Origin of the sequence: Pseudomonas sp. TJI-51 (assembly GCF_000190455.2) — a bacterium.
Taxonomy (GTDB): domain Bacteria; phylum Pseudomonadota; class Gammaproteobacteria; order Pseudomonadales; family Pseudomonadaceae; genus Aquipseudomonas; species Aquipseudomonas juntendi.
The window spans coordinates 21,964-39,048 of the sequence record NZ_AEWE02000010.1; the positions used below are offsets into that span (position 1 = coordinate 21,964).

Sequence of the window (17,085 nt, forward strand, 5' to 3'; positions counted from 1 at the left end):
CCCTTTTTTTGCAAGGACATTGCATGACCGTCTACTTCATCGGCGCCGGCCCCGGCGACCCCGAACTGATCACGGTCAAGGGCCAGCGGCTGATCCGCCAATGCCCGGTGATCATCTACGCAGGCTCGCTGGTGCCGGCTGCCGTGCTCGAAGGCCACCAGGCCAGTACCGTGATCAACAGCGCCGAACTGCACCTGGAGCAGATCATCGCAGCCATGCGCACCGCCCACGAACACGGCCAGGATGTCGCCCGCGTACACAGCGGCGACCCCAGCCTGTACGGCGCCATCGGCGAGCAGATCCGCCACCTCAAGGCACTGGGTATCGACTACCAGATCATCCCCGGGGTCACTGCCACGGCCGCCAGCGCTGCCCTGCTCGGCTGTGAACTGACCCTGCCGCAAGTGGCGCAGACCGTGATTCTGACCCGCTACGGCGACAGTTCGCCAATGCCACCCGGGGAACAGCTGGCCGACCTGGCCCGCCACGGCAGCACCCTGGCGATTCACCTGGGGGTCAAGCACCTGCCACGGATCGTTGAAGCGCTGCTGCCCCACTACGGCACCGAGTGCCCGGTGGCCGTGGTGCACCGCGCCACCTGGCCAGACCAGGACTGGGTGCGCGGCACGCTGGGCAACATCGTCGAGCGCAGCGCCGCCAAGCACTTCCGGCGCACGGCACTGATTCTGGTAGGCCATGTACTGGGGGATGCGCCGTTCGCCGAATCCGCCTTGTACCGTGCCGGTCACGCCCACCTGTATCGGCTTGGCGACTGAGCACGCCCAGGCTTGCCCCTGCACAGGGTCGAAACCCCACTGGCTGCGCCTGAGCGCCCTTTCCTGTCTGACATCACCATTGTGGCAGTGGTGATGTTTTTCCACTACTTGTAGGAATTTTCGACAAGTAGTCCGGAAACTTTCAACACTTCTATACTCGGGATTACCAAACGTCAGGTTTGGCCGTATGGTGCTGCGCTTCCGATTAACCCGCTTGCAAACGTATTCCTGAGTGTTCCAGGAAGCGGACCACATCCTGACAGGAGTTTTCCCCATGACAACCGTGCTGATCGTCGACGACCACCCTATCGTGCGGTTGTCGTTGCGCCTACTGCTCGAGCGTGAGCGCTTCCATGTCGTCGGCGAAGTCGGCAATGGCAGCGAGGTGGCGCAGGTGGCCCGTGAACTGCGCCCGGACGTGGTGGTGCTGGATATCGGCCTGCCTGGCCTGGACGGCATGGAGGTCATCAAGCGCCTTCAGTGCCTGGAGCCAACCCCCAAGATCATGGTGCTCACTGGCCAGGCCACCGACTTGTACGTGCGCCGTTGCCTGGATGCCGGTATCGGCGCGTTCGTCACCAAGGAAGAAGACCACGAGGCCCTGCTGTTCGCCCTCAAGGCGTTGGTGAAGGGCTATTCGACGTTTCCGCAGATGTCGGTCAACAGCAACTCCCTGGAGAGCGAACCGGTGCGCCTGGCCAGCCTTTCCAACCGTGAGATGGAAGTGCTGCGGCGCCTGGCACGCGGCGAGAACAACAAGAACATTGGAACCTGCATGAACCTGAGCGCCAAGACCATCAGCACCTACCGGGGCCGCATCATGGAAAAACTCAAGACCGAATCGCTGGTCGAGATGGTCGACCTGGCCAAGCGCAATAGCGTCTACTGAGCGGCTGGCGAGCATGAAGTTCCTGCTGGCGAGCGCCTTCATGATCATCAGCCTGGCCAATGCCAGCGGGTTGCAGGCCAGCAGCGAACCCCGGCAGTTGTTGGCGCGCTCGGTCAGTGCTGCCGCGCCGCTGGCGCTCTCGGCCGAAGCCCGCCAGTGGCTGCAGCAGCACCGGCAACTGGTACTGGGCAGTTCGCGGCCGGACTACCCGCCCTTCGAGATCAATGTCAGCCCCCGTGACTACGAAGGCCTGAGCGCCGATTACGCCGGCCTGATCGGCGAGCAGCTTGGCATTGGCATCGAAGTGCGCCGTTTTGCCAGCCGCCACGAAGCCATCACTGCCCTGCATGAGGGGCGCATCGACCTGCTGGGCAGCTCCAACGCCTTCGAGGCAGCAGACGCCCACCTCAGCCTGAGCTCACCCTATGCCGACGACCTGCCGGTGGTCGTGACCCGGGAGGGGCGCAGCCTGAAGGCCACGCCCGACCTGGCCGGCCTGCGCCTGGCCATGGTTGATCACTACCTGCCCGCCAATACCGTACGCAGCCTGTACCCCAAGGCGCAACTGAGCCTGTACCGCTCCACCCTGGCCGGGCTGGCCGCTGTCGAACTGGGCGAGGCCGACGCCTACCTGGGCGACGCCATCAGTACCGACTTCATGATCGGCAAAAGCTTCCAGGGCACGTTGAAGATCGACCACTTTTCCCCGGCCGCCCCCGAAGCGTTCGCGTTCGCCCTGTCCAGCGACAACCTGCACTTGCGCCAGCTGGTCGACAAGGCACTGGCCCGCATCAGTGAAAGCGAACGGCTGAACATCCTGCGCCGCTGGAGCGGTGGCAATACCAGCCTGTTGTTGCAGCGCCACCTGACGGCCCTCAGTGCCGAAGAGGAAACCTGGATCGCCGAGCACCCCGTGGTCAACGTGCTGATCAACACATCACTGGCGCCCTTGACCTTCAACGACGCCCAGGACAACGCCAACGGCATCACCCTGGATCTGCTCAAGCAGATCGGCTTGCGCACTGGGTTGCAGTTCAAGACCGTTGAAAGCACATCGGCCTACCACATGGTCGAGCGGCTGAACCAAGGTGATGCGCTGATGATCGGCGCCTTGGGCTACGGCGCAGACCGCGCCAGGCAACTGCGCTACACCCGGCCTTACCTGGTCAGCCCAAGGGTGTTGGTCACCCGCAGCGACACCACCGCACCCGCCCCTTTGAAGGCCCTGGACGGCCAGCGTATCGCGGTGGTCAAAGGCTCGCCGCAACGCGCCTTGCTGCAGCAACGCTACCCGCAGGCCCGCCTGGTCGAGGTGGACAACCCGCTGGGCCTGATGGAGGCCGTGGCCAATGGCCGTGCCGACGTCGCCCTGAGCAACCACATCAATGCGGCGTACTACATCAGTCATGTATTCAAGGACCGCCTGCGCATTGCCAGTGTGCTCGATGAAGACCCGGCCCTGGCCGCCTTCGCCGTGGCCGCCGACCAGCCCCAGCTGCAGGCCATTCTCGACAAGGCGCTGTTGAGCATTCCGCCTGAAGAACTGGCGCAGTTGATCAACCGCTGGCGCACCAGCTCACTGGTCAGCGACAGCCCGTGGCGCGACTACCGCACCCTCGCCCTGCAAGTGCTGGTGCTGTCGGCGCTGCTGCTGGCCGGCGTGGTGTTCTGGAACAGCTACCTGCGCAAGCTGATCAACCAGCGCACCGAGGCGCAACACGCCCTGCAGGACCAGTTGGCGCTGAGCCGCGGGCTGCTGGAGCAACTGCGTCAGGCCAAGGACGACGCTGAACAGGCCAGCCAGACCAAAAGCACGTTCCTGGCCACCATGAGCCATGAAATCCGCACCCCGATGAATGCCGTGATCGGGTTGCTGGAACTGGCGCTGGAGGACTGCCGTAGCGGGCGCAGCGATATCCATACGCTGCAGACGGCCCATGATTCAGCGCTTGGCCTGCTGGAACTGATTGGCGACATTCTCGATATTTCCCGGATCGAGTCCGGGCACATCACCCTGCAACCCGTGCCCACGGACCTGCGCGAACTGGTGCGCGCCACCTTGCGCGTGTTCGAAGGCAACGCCCGGGCCAAGGGCCTGCACCTGCACGGCGAACTGCCCGCTGAACCGGCCTGGGTGCTGGCGGACCCGCTGCGGCTCAAGCAAATCCTGTCGAACCTGATCAGCAACGCCATCAAGTTCACCGACCGTGGCGAGGTGCAGGCCAACCTGCTTCTGCCGGTTATCGCCGGCCATGGCGTGTTGCCGGTGGAGCTGGATGTGCGCGACACCGGCATCGGTATCAGCCCTGCCGACCAGGCCCGCCTGTTCAATGCCTTTGTCCAGGCCGACGGCCCCAGGGCCCGCCAGGGCGCAGGCTTGGGCCTGGTCATCAGCCGCACGCTTGCCGAGCTGATGGGCGGCACGCTGAAGCTTCAAAGCGTCGAAGGCGTCGGCACCCGGGTGCAAGTGAACCTGCAACTGCCCACCTGCGCGCCCCCGGCAGCCGTGCCCGAGGACCCGGCCCAACTGGAAAACAGCGACGGCCCTTTGAATGTGCTGATCGTCGACGACTACCCTGCCAACCTGCTATTGCTGGAGCGGCAATTGCACACCCTTGGGCACCAGGTGAGCCTGGCGCAGAACGGTGAAGTCGCCTGGGGCCGCTGGCAAGCGGGGCGCTTCGATGTGGTGATCACCGATTGCAGCATGCCGGTCATGGATGGCCATGAACTCACCCGGCGCATTCGCCAGTTCGAGGCCGAGCGCAGCCTGCCCAGGTGCCGGCTTCTGGGTATCACCGCCAATGCCCAGGCCGAGGAACGTACCCGCTGCCTGGCCAGCGGGATGGACGTTTGCCTGTTCAAGCCGATAGGTTTGCGAGCCCTCAAAGCCCACCTGCCCCAGGCCCGCCCACCTGCGCCAACAGCGCGCGCGGGCGGCTTGAACCTGGATGAGCTACGCCACCTGACTCAGGACGACGCGCAGCTCACCAGGCATTTGCTCGAGCAACTGTCGATCAGCGTTGGTGAAGACCTGGCGGCCCTGCATGCGCTGGCGGCGGACGCGTCCGAAGAGGCGCTGCGTGCCTTGGCCCACCGCATCAAGGGCGGCGCCAAGATGATCAGGGTACGCACCGTGGTCCAGGATTGCGAAGCGATCGAAGCGGCCCAGGCGCAAGGCTCGCCGACCGACGAGCCGCGCGCACGGCTGCAAGCCAGCCTGCAGGCCCTGCTGGACGATATGCGTGCTGCGCTCAATGCAATTGCAGCGTCGAACTGATCTGGCTGATGGCATCGACCACGTGCCTTGAGCCTTGCTGAATCTCCATGATCACCGTGCCGGCTTCATTGGCCAGCGCCACGCCATGGCCGGTGCGGTTCAGGCTTGACTGCATGCTGGCTACGGCCAGCAGCGACAGGTCGTGGTTCTGCCGCACCACATCGACGATTTCCAGGGTAGCCTTGCTGGTGCGCGCGGCCAGGTTGCGCACCTCGTCGGCGACCACGGCAAAACCGCGCCCGTGTTCGCCGGCACGGGCGGCTTCGATGGCCGCATTCAGCGCCAGCAAGTTGGTCTGGTCGGCGATACCACGAATGGTCAGCACAATCTGCCCGATCACATCCGACTGTTTGCTCACCGCATCGATGCTGCGCGCTGCGTCGTTGAGCTCCACGGAAATCTGCTCGATCACCTGCACGGTCTGCTGTACCACTTCGGTGCCTTTGCGCGCGCAGGCATCGGTCTGCACCGAACTGGCATGGGCCGCATCGGCGGCACTTTGCTGGGTACAGACCTGGTCGGTGATGTCGCTGGCGAACTTGACCACCTTGTACAGGCGGCCCTTGCTGTCGAAAATCGGGTTGTAGGAGGCTTCCAGGTACACCGTCTGGCCTTGCTTGTTCACCCGCTCGAAGCGGTGCGAGTGGTATTCGCCACGGTTAAGCGACGCCCAGAACTGGCGGTACTCGGCCGACTCACGCTCGTGCGGCAGGCAGAACAGGCCATGGTGGCGGCCTACCACCTCGTCGAGCCGGTAACCCATGGTGTCCAGGAAGTTCTGGTTGGCCTTGATCACCCGCCCTTGCGGGGTGAACTCGATCACTGCCATGGCGCGGCTGATCGCCTTCAGCAGGCTTTCGCTTTCATGCTCAAGGGCGACGCGCTGACTGATGTCGGACGCCACCTTGATCACGCTGCTGACTTGGCGCTGGGCATCCAGCACGGGCATGTAGCTGGCCTCCAGCCAGACTTCACGGCCGGCCTTGTCGACGCGCTCGAACGTGCCGCTGATGGTCTTGCCCTGGCCGAGCTCATGCCACAGTTGCTGGTACTCGGCGCTCTGGGCATAGCCCGGCTCACAGAACAGCCGGTGGTGCTTGCCGCGCAGCTCTTCAGCGCTGTAACCCATGGCCTGGCAGAAGCGGTCGTTGGCGTCGAGAATGGTGCCATCCGGGGCGAATTCGATCATTGCCATGGAGCGACTGATGGCAGCCAGTTTGGCCTGTGCGTCGGCCAATGCCTGATGGCTGCGCTGGATCTCGACCAAATCGGATTTGCGATGGAAATCGAACATGACGCCGGGCCTCCTTTATGCGCGGTTTCATGAGCATAGATGGCCGTATGCGCGGTGCAAGCACAGTGCCATCGCTTTGTGATTACTCCATTTCTGTTACGCCGGCAGGCCGCCAGGGCGTGGTCAACGCCATTGCACAGGGGAGCGAATCAGGTACTTTCCCGCACCATCAGCTCAAAACCCAGGTCCTGTTGGGCACTGGCCACCCGTTTGCCGTCCAGCAACGCGAGCAAGGCCTGGGCCGCGCCCCGACCGACGGCAGCCCGCGGGGTACGGATAGACGTGAGGCGCGGCACCATGTGCGCCGAAGCCGGCAGGTCGTTGAAGCCCACCATGGCCACCTGGCGAGGCACCTCCACACCTTGGCGCAACGCCTGCAAGACAGCGCCCTGGGCCAGGTCGTCGTTGCAGAAGAAGATGCCGTCCACATCCGGGGCCTCCTGCATCAGGCGGCTGAACAGTGTGCTGCCCAAGGCAATCGAAGAAGGCTCCGGGGCCAACACTTCCAGTTCCGCAGCGTGCAGGCCCGCCTCGGCCAGGGCCTGGCGGAAACCCTCGGCCCGCTGCATCACCCGCGGGTCGAGTTGCGCGGCTATAAATGCCAGGCGCTTGCGCCCGCGGTCGATCAGGTGCCGCGCGGCAGCCCGCCCCGCCTGCTCCTGGGAAAAACCGACCGATACCGCCCCCGGCTCGCCCTTGAGCTCCATCATGTGCACACAGGGTACGCCGCTGGCGGCCAGCATCTGGCGGGCCGCATCGCTGCGCTCGAACCCGGTCAGCAACATCCCGCAGGGCTGATAGGCCAGGTAATTGCGGATCAGGTTCTCTTCTTCGGCCAGGTCATAGTGATAGTTGCCGATCAGCACCTCGAGCCCACGCGGGCGCATGACGTCGTGGATGGCCTCCAGGGTATCGATGAACAGCTGGTTGGACAGCGACGGGATCAGCACCACGACAGACTGGCTGCGCGCCGAGGCCAACGCCCGGGCCGCAGGGTTGGCCACGTAGCCCAGGCTGGCAGCGGCAGCCATGACCTTTGCGGCCAGCTCTGGCGCAACCGTGCTCACGCCGCGCAGCGCGCGCGAAGCGGTGATCGGGGAAACCCCGGAAAGCCTGGCCACTTCAGCCAGGGTAGGACGACCTGTGGTACGGGAGCCGGTGCGGGACATGGATGTTGTAATTTTACTACTTGCAAGGATGGGGAACGGCCACTAAGGTAGCGCTGTCTCAGGATGCAGGCAATGTAATCTTTGGTAGCTGCCGCTACACGCGTGCTGCCAGGCGTCCATACTGCGTAAGGACAAGACCAATAACACCGGGGAGGTGGCTGTTCGTCAGCGACGAGACAGCGCTACCTCACCCCGCAGGAGGTACTGATGAATTCTCCCCTGTCCGCCATCGTGGTGATGGGCGTGGCCGGTTGCGGCAAAAGCTGCATCGGTGCTGCCATCGCTGCCCGAAGCGGCGGTCGCCTGATCGAAGGCGACGCTTTCCACCCTGCCGAAAACATCCGCAAGATGAGCGCGGGCATCCCCCTGGACGACGCCGACCGTGCCGGCTGGCTGGTGCGCCTGGGCGAAGAGTTGCAAACCATCAGCCAGGCCGGCGAACGCCCGATCCTGACCTGCTCGGCGCTCAAACGCCGCTACCGCGAAACCCTGCGCCAGGCCATGCCAGGGCTGGTGTTCGTTTTCCTCGAACTGTCGGCTGCCGAAGCCGAAAAGCGCGTGCTGGCACGCCCTGGGCATTTCATGCCGGCCAGCCTGATCGACAGCCAGTTCGCCGCCTTGGAATCGCCCCGTGGCGAGCCCCTGACCCTGGCCCTGGACGCTACCCAGCCCATCGAAGCCCTGGCCGAAGCGGTAGACCGCTGGCTAAAGCGCTGCGGTGAGCAGGGCCTGGCGCAGACCGCCTGACCCAGCGGTTTACCGGCTCACCAAAGACAGCGCTACCCGCCCCCGCGAAAGCGCGGAAAGTTCCCAAAACGCTACGCCAAAACAACGATAAGACCGAGGCCTTGAAACCATGTTCGGACTGGCTACTGATACCTTCCTGTTGCTCGACGCGCTCGTGACGATCGTCGGGCTGATCCTGCTGATCACCCACTTCAAGGTTCACCCCTTCGTCGCCCTTACCCTGGCGGCCGGCTTTCTGGGCCTGACCTCCGGCATGCCGGTGGCCAAGGTCATGAAGTCGTTCCAGGACGGCTTTGGCGGTGTGCTGGGCTTTGTCGGCATCGTGCTCGCCCTGGGCACCATGCTTGGCAAACTGATGGCCGACTCCGGCGGCGCCGACCAGATCGCGCAAACCCTGATTCGCGCCTTCGGCAAGAAGAACGTGCACTGGGCCATGATGTTCGCCGCTTTCCTGGTGGGCATTCCGCTGTTCTTCGAAATCGGCTTCGTGCTGCTGATTCCACTGGTGTTCATCGTGGCCCGGCGCTCCGGGGTTTCACTGGTGAAAATCGGCATTCCATTGCTGGCCGGCCTGTCGGTCGTGCATGGCCTGGTACCGCCGCACCCGGGCCCGTTGCTGGCGATCGGCATCTTCCACGCCGACATCGGCAAGACCATTTTCTACGGCCTGATCGTGGCGCTGCCTACCGCCATCATCGCCGGCCCGCTGTTCGGTAACTTCATCTCCCGCTACATTCCCGGCAACCCGTCGCAGGAGCTGATGGACCAGATCGCCAAGGAGTCCGACCAGGGCAACCTGCCGAGCTTCAGCATCACCCTGATCACCGTGCTGCTGCCGGTGGCCTTGATGCTGCTGAAAACCTTCGCCGACGTGGTGCTGCCTGCCGAGCACATCGTGCGCCAGTGGATGGACCTGATCGGCCACCCGATCACCGCCCTGCTCGCTGCCTTGCTGCTGGCCTTCTACACCTTTGGCTCGGCCCGCGGTTTCAACCGCCAGCAAATCATGAAAATGCTCGACCAGAGCCTGGCGCCAACCGCTGCGATCGTGCTGATCGTCGGTGCCGGCGGCGGTTTCAAGCAGATGCTGGTGGACACCGGGGTGGGCAATGTGATCGGGCAAATGGCCGTGCAAGCGGAAATTTCGCCGATCCTGCTGGCCTGGCTGGTAGCGGCGGTGATCCGTATCGCCACCGGTTCGGCCACCGTCGCGACCATAACCGGCGCGGGTATCGTGGCACCGGTGATCGACCTGGTACCGGGGGTGAACCGTGAGTTGCTGGTGCTGGCCACCGGCGCCGGGTCGCTGATCCTGTCGCATGTGAACGACGCCGGCTTCTGGCTGGTGAAGCAGTACTTCAACATGACCGTGGCCGAAACCTTCAAGACCTGGAGCATGATGGAGACGATTCTTTCCATCGTCGGCATCATCTTCATCATGTTGTTGTCGATGGTGGTGTAACCGCTGATCGGAACAATGAGCGCAACAATGGCACGTTAGCGCCACGGGTGGGGCCGAAAAGGAGTACGCCCCACCCGACGCAATGGAGACTGCCATGAACCGCTCAAGCGTGCTGCTGATTGCCCTGCTCGCCTCGCCACTGGCGCTTGCCGCCGGCACTGGCCCGACCTACCCCGACGACCCGCACAACAACGCGCCGCAGCCCGGCGTGGACAGCACCCTCAACCCGATCGAAAAACCCATGCCGCGGGATACCGACCCGCGCATCAAGGGCAATGACCCGGACAGCCCGCCCGCCCAGCAGAACGACAGTCGTGACTTGCCAGGCATGGACGGCACAGGGTCCGAAGGGACCGGTGGTGCCGACGCAGGCGGCGCTGGCGGCAGCCAACGCTAAGCCCGTGGCAGCGGGCCCTGGCACCGGCTTCGGGTGCAGGCCCGCACCCTCGATTCACCACCCGCTGATCCCGACCTATCATTCAGCGTGATAATAGATTTCGGCCCGTTCGATTCGTGCCTCTCGCGCAAGACACTCACACTCCGCCCATCACTAATACATTGGCGGAGTTCTCCATGGAACAATCACTCAAACCCTTGCGCTTCCCCCTCGCAGCCCTGGCTGTGGTGGTGATCAGCGCTTGCGGCCGAACCCCCGACGCCGTGCAGGCTCCCGCCGCGCCGAAAGTCACCGTGGCCAAGGTGATCGAGCAACCGATCAATGAATGGGACGAGTTCACCGGCCGCCTCGAAGCCCCGGAAACCGTCGAGGTGCGCCCGCGGGTGTCCGGCCAGATCGACCAGGTCGCCTTCACCGAGGGCGCCCAGGTCAAGAAAGGCGACCTGCTGTTCCAGATCGACCCGCGCCCGTTCCAGGCAGAAGTCCGCCGCCTCGAAGCCCAGTTGCAACAAGCCAAGGCCACCGCCATCCGCAGCGCCAATGAAGCCCGCCGTGGTGAGCGCCTGCGCGACAGCAACGCCATTTCCGCCGAGCTGGCCGAATCGCGCAGCAGCGCCGCTGCCGAAGCCCGGGCCGGGGTCGACGCCATCCAGGCTCAACTGGACCTCGCCCGCCTGAACCTCAGCTTTACCCGGGTTACCGCGCCGATCAGCGGCCGGGTCAGCCGCGCCGCGTTCACGGCCGGCAACATCGTCAGCGCCGACGTGACCCCGCTGACCAGCGTGGTCTCCACCGACAAGGTCTACGCCTACTTCGACGCCGACGAGCGCGTGTACCTCAAGTACACCCAGCTGGCGCGCGAGGGGCAACGCGGCCAGAGCACCCCGGTGTACCTCGGCCTGACCAACGAAACCGGCACCCCTCACCTGGGCCAGATGAACTTCGTCGACAACCAGGTCAACCCGCGCACGGGCACCATCCGTGGCCGCGCCGTGTTCGACAACCGCGACGGCCAGTTCACCCCGGGCCTGTATGCCCGGCTGAAGCTGGTGGGCAGCGCCCAGTACGACGCCGTACTGATCAACGACGAGGCCGTGGGCACCGACCTTGGCAAGAAGTTCGTGCTGGTCATGGACAAGGACAACAAGGCCGCCTACCGCGCTGTGGAACTGGGGCCAAAACTCGAAGGCCTGCGCATCGTGCGCAGCGGCCTGGGCAAGGACGAGCGCATCGTGGTCAAGGGCCTGCAGCGCGTACGCCCGGGTTCGCCGGTAACGCCGCAGGAAACCCAGATGGCCAGCGAGCAGACCCTGGCCGCCCTCGCCCAACAGCGCCAGGCCCTGGAGGCCAGCAACCCGGCGCCCAAAGTGGCGGGCAACAACGTGAAAAACGCCAGCGCCCAGGCGCCACGCGGTTAAGGGACCAGACCGATGAACTTCTCCAAATTCTTCATAACCCGGCCGATCTTCGCCGCCGTGCTGTCGCTGGTGCTGCTGATTGCCGGCTCGATCTCGCTGTTCCAGTTACCCATCAGCGAATACCCCGAGGTAGTGCCGCCAACCGTGGTGGTACGCGCCAACTTCCCGGGTGCCAACCCGAAAGTCATCGGCGAAACCGTGGCTGCGCCGCTGGAGCAAGCCATTACCGGTGTGGAGAACATGCTGTACATGTCTTCCCAGTCCACCGCTGACGGCAAACTGACGCTGACCATCACCTTCGCCTTGGGCACCGACCTGGACAACGCCCAGGTGCAGGTGCAGAACCGCGTCACCCGCACCCAGCCCAAGCTGCCGGAAGAAGTGACCCGCATCGGTATCACCGTCGACAAGGCCTCGCCCGACCTGACCATGGTCGTGCACCTGACCTCGCCGGACAACCGCTACGACATGCTCTACCTGTCCAACTACGCCATCCTCAATATCAAGGACGAGTTGGCACGCCTTGGCGGCGTGGGTGATGTGCAGCTGTTCGGCATGGGCGACTACTCGCTGCGCGTCTGGCTCGACCCGAACAAAACTGCTTCGCGCAACCTCACCGCCAGTGACGTGGTCGCAGCCATTCGCGAACAGAACCGCCAGGTCGCCGCCGGGCAGTTGGGCGCCCCGCCCGCCCCGGGTTCGACCAGTTTCCAGCTGTCGATCAACACCCAGGGCCGCCTGGTCAACGAGGAAGAGTTCGAGAACATCATCATCCGCGCCGGCGCCGACGGCGAAATCACCCGGCTGAAAGACATCGCCCGGGTCGAGCTCGGCTCCAGCCAATATGCCCTGCGCTCGTTGCTGAACAACCAGCCGGCAGTGGCACTGCCGATCTTCCAGCGCCCAGGCTCGAACGCCATCGAGATCTCCGACGAAGTACGGGCAAAAATGGCCGAGCTGAAGAAGGACTTCCCCGAAGGCATGGACTACAGCATCGTCTATGACCCGACCGTGTTCGTGCGCGGCTCCATCGAGGCGGTGGTGCACACCCTGTTCGAAGCGCTGGTGCTGGTGGTGCTGGTGGTCATTCTGTTCCTGCAAACCTGGCGCGCCTCGATCATCCCGTTGCTGGCGGTGCCGGTATCGCTGATCGGCACCTTTGCGGTCATGCACCTGTTCGGCTTCTCGCTCAACGCGCTGTCATTGTTCGGCCTGGTGCTGGCCATCGGTATCGTGGTGGACGACGCCATCGTGGTGGTGGAAAACGTCGAGCGCAATATCGGCTTGGGCCTCAAACCCCTGGAGGCGACGCAGAAGGCCATGGCCGAAGTGACCGGGCCGATCATCGCCACCGCCTTGGTCCTGTGTGCGGTGTTCGTGCCTGCTGCCTTCATTTCCGGCCTGACCGGGCAGTTCTACAAGCAGTTCGCGCTGACCATCGCCATTTCCACGGTGATCTCGGCATTCAACTCGCTGACCCTGTCACCGGCGTTGGCTGCCGTACTGCTCAAGGAACACCATGCGCCCAAGGACCGTTTCTCGCGGTTACTGGAAAAACTCCTGGGCAGCTGGCTGTTCGCCCCGTTCAACCGCTTTTTCGACCGTGCCTCGCACCGCTACGTGGGCGGCGTGCGCCGGGTCATTCGCTCCAGCGGCATCGCCCTGTTCGTGTACGCCGGCCTGATGGGCCTGACCTACCTGGGTTTCTCGTCTACCCCCACCGGCTTCGTACCGGCCCAGGACAAGCAATACCTGGTGGCCTTCGCCCAGTTGCCCGACGCCGCCAGCCTCGACCGCACCGAGGCGGTGATCAAGCGCATGAGCGAAATCGCCCTCAAGCAACCTGGCGTGGCCGACTCGGTCGCCTTCCCTGGCCTGTCGATCAACGGCTTCACCAACAGCCCGAACAGCGGCATCGTGTTCACCCCACTCAAGCCGTTTGACGAGCGCAAGGACCCAAGCCAGTCGGCTGCCGCCATCGCTGCCGCGCTCAATGCCCAGTTCGCCGACATTCAGGACGCCTACATCGCGATCTTCCCGCCACCGCCGGTACAAGGCCTGGGCACCATCGGCGGCTTCCGCCTGCAGATCGAAGACCGCGGCAACCTGGGCTACGAAGCGCTGTACAAGGAAACCCAGAACATCATTGCCAAAAGCCACGAGGTGCCGGAGCTGGCGGGCCTGTTCACCAGCTACCAGGTCAACGTGCCGCAGGTCGATGCCGCCATCGACCGGGAAAAGGCCAAGACCCATGGCGTGGCGATCAGCGACATCTTCGACACCCTGCAGGTCTACCTGGGCTCGCTGTACACCAACGACTTCAACCGCTTTGGCCGCACTTACCAGGTCAACGTCCAGGCTGAGCAGCAGTTCCGCCTCGATGCCGAGCAAATCGGCCAATTGAAGGTGCGCAACAACCTGGGCGAGATGATACCGCTGGCGACCTTCCTCAAGGTCAGCGATACCTCCGGGCCGGACCGTGTGATGCACTACAACGGTTTCATCACCGCTGAAATCAACGGTGCCGCAGCGCCCGGCTACAGCTCTGGCCAGGCCGAGGCGGCCATCGAAAAACTGCTGAAAGCGGAACTGCCCAACGGCATGACCTTCGAGTGGACCGACCTGACCTACCAGCAGATCCTCTCGGGCAATACCGCGCTGTTCGTCTTCCCGCTGTGCGTGCTGCTGGCCTTCCTGGTACTGGCTGCCCAGTACGAAAGCTGGAGCCTGCCGCTGGCAGTGATCCTGATCGTGCCGATGACCCTGCTGTCGGCGATCACCGGTGTGATCGTATCGGGTGGCGACAACAACATCTTCACCCAGATCGGGCTGATCGTGCTGGTGGGCCTGGCGTGCAAGAACGCGATCCTGATCGTCGAGTTCGCCAAGGACGAACAAGCCAAGGGCCTCGACCCGCTGGCTGCCGTCCTGGAAGCGTGCCGCCTGCGGCTGCGGCCGATCCTGATGACCTCCATCGCCTTCATCATGGGTGTGGTGCCGCTGGTCTTCAGCTCGGGTGCAGGCTCGGAAATGCGCCATGCCATGGGTGTGGCGGTGTTCTCCGGGATGATCGGCGTGACCGTATTCGGCTTGTTCCTCACCCCGGTGTTCTTCTTCCTGATCCGCCGTTTCGTCGAGCGTCGCCAGGCCCGCAAGGCCGAACGCGTGCAAGTGCTGGAGAACCACGCATGAACCTGCTCAAACCCCTGACGCCAAGCCTGCTGGCCCTGGCCCTGGCCGCCTGCGCGGTCGGCCCGGACTACCAGGCCCCCGCCACCGCACCTGCCCAGCTGGGCGCTGATGCGCAGGCCAAGGCCTATGACCGCAGCCACTTTGAAAGCTTGTGGTGGAAGCAGTTCGACGACCCGGTACTGAACCAGCTGGTGCAGGCTTCGTTGACCGGCAACCGGGATCTGCGCGTGGCCTTCGCCCGCCTGAAGTCGGCCCGCTCGATCCGTGAAGACGCCGAGAACGACCCGTTCCCGGTGGTCACCAGCCGTGCCAGCAGCGATATCGGCAAAGGCCAGGTTCCTGGCCAGACCGAGCAACGGGTGAACAGCGAACGCTATGACCTGGGCCTGGACATGGCCTGGGAGCTGGACCTGTTCGGCCGCATCCAGCGCCAGATCGAAGCCAGTGAAGCGCAGGAAGCGGCCGCTGCCGCCGACCTGCAGCAGTTGCAGGTCAGCCTGATCGCCGAACTGGTCGATGCCTATGGGCAATTACGCGGTGCACAGCTGCGCGAGAAGATTGCCCTGGCCAACCTCAAGACCCAGCAGCAATCGCGCAGCATCACCGAAACCCTGCGCGACGCCGGGGTCGGCAACGACCTCGACGTGGTGCGCGCCGATGCCCGCCTGGCCGGGGTCGAAGCGACCGTGCCGCAACTGCAGGCCGAACAGGCCCGGGCGCGGCACCGCATCGCCACCCTCCTCGGCCAGCGCCCCGACGCCCTCAGCGTAGACTTGTCGCCCAAGGCGCTACCGGCCATCGCCAAGGCGCTGCCGGTGGGCGACCCCGGCGAACTACTGCGCCGCCGCCCGGACATTCGCAGCGCCGAACGCCAGCTGGCAGCCGCCACGGCCAACGTCGGCGTCGCCACCGCCGACCTGTTCCCGCGGGTCAGCCTCAGCGGTTTCCTGGGCTTTACCGCCGCGCGCGGGTCGCAGCTCGGCTCATCGGCGGCCAACGCCTGGGCCTTGGGCCCCAGCATTACCTGGGCGGCGTTCGACCTGGGCAGCGTGCGGGCCCGCCTGCGCGGGGCCAAGGCCGACGCCGAAGGCGCCATGGCCAATTACGAGCAACAGGTGTTGCTGGCACTGGAAGAGTCGGCCAACGCCTTCAGCGACTACGCCAAGACCCAACAACGGTTGCTGTCGTTGATGCGCCAGAGCGAAGCCAGCCGCAAGGCGGCGCAACTGGCCTCAATTCGCTATCGCGAGGGGACCGTGGACTACCTGGTACTGCTCGATGCCGAACGCGAACGGTTGAGTGCCGAAGATGCGCAAGCGCAAGGCGAGGTCGAGCTGTACCGCGGCATCGTTTCGATCTACAAAGCCCTGGGTGGCGGCTGGCAACCGCAGACCGTGGCCAGCGCGCACTGACCCCAGGCACGACCATGGCCTGTGGCGCCACCACCGTGTGGCCGCCACCGGCCAGGCGGTAGTACCCGGCCCGGCTCAGCGCAACGCGTCCTGCACCCACTTGACCCAGCAATCGGCGCCGATCTTCACCAACGCATCGTTGAAGTCATAGTGAGGGTTGTGCACCGAACACCCATGAAACTCGCCGGTGCCGTTGCCGAGCATGAAGTAACAGCCTGGCCGCGCCTGCAGCATGTAGGCGAAGTCTTCGGTACCCATGACCTTTTTCGGCAGCTTGTCCAGCAGTGCGCCATCGGCGAACAGCGGTCGCAGGCTCTCGCGCAGCAGCGCACTTTCTTGCTCGCTGTTGCACAACGCCGGGGCCAGCTGGGTAAACTGCACATCGATCTCAACGCCAAAAGCTTGCGCGTGCCCCCTGGCCAACGCCTCTATCCGGCTGTTGATCTTCTGCTGGGTCTCGGCCGTGTCGGTGCGCACGCTCAGCAGCATGCAGGCCTCGTCGGGGATGATGTTGTACACCGTACCAGCCTGGATCATGCCGATGCTGATCACAGCATGGTCGTCGACACTCAGGTTGCGCGACTTGATGGTCTGGATCGCACCGATCAGGCTGTGCAACGCCATTATCGGGTCTACCGACAGTTCCGGCATCGCCCCATGGCCACCTTTGCCGGTGATGCGAATGCTGACCCGCTGCGAAGAGGCCATGGTCGGCCCGGCCTGTACCACGCACGTGCCCACCGGCAGGCCGGGCATGTTGTGCAGGGCATACACCGAATCACACGGGAAGCGTTCGAACAGCCCGTCGTCGATCATCGCCCTGGCGCCGGCCAGGCCCTCTTCGTCCGGCTGGAAGATCAGGTTCAACGTGCCGTTGAACTGGCGGGGGGGCGGCCGGTGGGNNGGGTAGCCGCCAGTTGCGCTGCAGCCGCCAGCAGGATTGCGGTGTGCCCGTCATGACCGCAGGCATGCATTCGCCCGGGCACCTTGCTGGCATGGGCGAAAGCGTTCTTCTCGGTCATGGGCAAGGCGTCCATGTCGGCACGCAA

11 protein-coding genes and 2 pseudogenes are annotated in these 17,085 nt (G+C 64.5%); 9 read left to right on the top strand and 4 right to left on the bottom strand.

Annotated elements, in window-relative coordinates; genetic code table 11:
• Nucleotides 1–23: 23 nt before the first annotated feature.
• From cobM to G1E_RS02350, 3 genes are all read left to right on the top strand, one after another.
• Complete coding sequence (cobM, locus tag G1E_RS02340; RefSeq protein ID WP_047149585.1) at nucleotides 24–776, top strand: precorrin-4 C(11)-methyltransferase; 753 nt, start codon at nucleotides 24–26, stop codon at nucleotides 774–776.
• Between the two features lie 274 nt (nucleotides 777–1,050).
• On the top strand, nucleotides 1,051–1,665 hold the full coding sequence (locus tag G1E_RS02345; protein WP_009682293.1) for a response regulator transcription factor: 615 nt from the start codon (nucleotides 1,051–1,053) through the stop codon (nucleotides 1,663–1,665).
• Nucleotides 1,666–1,678: 13 nt separating this feature from the next.
• On the top strand, nucleotides 1,679–4,945 hold the full coding sequence (locus G1E_RS02350; RefSeq protein ID WP_047149586.1) for a transporter substrate-binding domain-containing protein: 3,267 nt from the start codon (nucleotides 1,679–1,681) through the stop codon (nucleotides 4,943–4,945).
• Here the strand turns inward: G1E_RS02350 and G1E_RS30100 are convergent.
• The 3 genes and pseudogenes from G1E_RS30100 to G1E_RS02360 form a co-directional block, all read right to left on the bottom strand.
• A complete protein-coding gene (locus G1E_RS30100) occupies nucleotides 4,920–5,414 on the bottom strand; it encodes a methyl-accepting chemotaxis protein (RefSeq protein ID WP_370593812.1) in 495 nt (164 codons plus the stop codon). The genes G1E_RS02350 and G1E_RS30100 overlap by 26 nt on opposite strands.
• A gap of 42 nt (nucleotides 5,415–5,456) precedes the next feature.
• Nucleotides 5,457–6,239 (bottom strand): annotated as a pseudogene (locus tag G1E_RS30105) (PAS domain-containing protein); the annotation flags it as partial.
• Nucleotides 6,240–6,388: 149 nt separating this feature from the next.
• The gene (locus G1E_RS02360; protein WP_047149588.1) at nucleotides 6,389–7,408 is read right to left on the bottom strand and encodes a LacI family DNA-binding transcriptional regulator; all 1,020 of its coding nucleotides are present in this window, start codon (nucleotides 7,406–7,408) and stop codon (nucleotides 6,389–6,391) included.
• 207 nt (nucleotides 7,409–7,615) lie between these two features.
• Between G1E_RS02360 and G1E_RS02365 the strand changes: the two genes are divergently transcribed.
• The 6 genes from G1E_RS02365 (at nucleotide 7,616) to G1E_RS02390 (ending at nucleotide 16,036) form a co-directional block, all read left to right on the top strand.
• Complete coding sequence (locus G1E_RS02365; protein WP_009682299.1) at nucleotides 7,616–8,155, top strand: gluconokinase; 540 nt, start codon at nucleotides 7,616–7,618, stop codon at nucleotides 8,153–8,155.
• A 109-nt stretch (nucleotides 8,156–8,264) separates the two neighbouring features.
• Complete coding sequence (locus G1E_RS02370) at nucleotides 8,265–9,617, top strand: GntP family permease (RefSeq protein WP_029885131.1); 1,353 nt, start codon at nucleotides 8,265–8,267, stop codon at nucleotides 9,615–9,617.
• A gap of 94 nt (nucleotides 9,618–9,711) precedes the next feature.
• Nucleotides 9,712–10,014 (top strand): hypothetical protein, encoded by a 303-nt coding sequence (locus G1E_RS02375; RefSeq protein WP_029885132.1) that lies wholly within the window; start codon nucleotides 9,712–9,714, stop codon nucleotides 10,012–10,014.
• A 176-nt stretch (nucleotides 10,015–10,190) separates the two neighbouring features.
• Entirely contained in the window at nucleotides 10,191–11,432 is a 1,242-nt protein-coding gene (mexE, locus tag G1E_RS02380; protein ID WP_009682303.1) for a multidrug efflux RND transporter periplasmic adaptor subunit MexE, read from the top strand.
• Nucleotides 11,433–11,444: 12 nt separating this feature from the next.
• Nucleotides 11,445–14,624 carry an efflux RND transporter permease subunit gene (locus tag G1E_RS02385; protein ID WP_029885133.1) on the top strand — a complete coding sequence of 1,060 codons (3,180 nt, stop codon included), beginning with the start codon at nucleotides 11,445–11,447 and terminating at the stop codon, nucleotides 14,622–14,624.
• On the top strand, nucleotides 14,621–16,036 hold the full coding sequence (locus G1E_RS02390; protein ID WP_009682306.1) for an efflux transporter outer membrane subunit: 1,416 nt from the start codon (nucleotides 14,621–14,623) through the stop codon (nucleotides 16,034–16,036). Before G1E_RS02385 ends, G1E_RS02390 begins: the two co-directional genes overlap by 4 nt.
• Nucleotides 16,037–16,111: 75 nt before the next feature.
• Here G1E_RS02390 and G1E_RS02395 read toward each other — a convergent pair.
• A pseudogene (locus G1E_RS02395) lies at nucleotides 16,112–17,085 on the bottom strand (amidohydrolase); the annotation flags it as partial.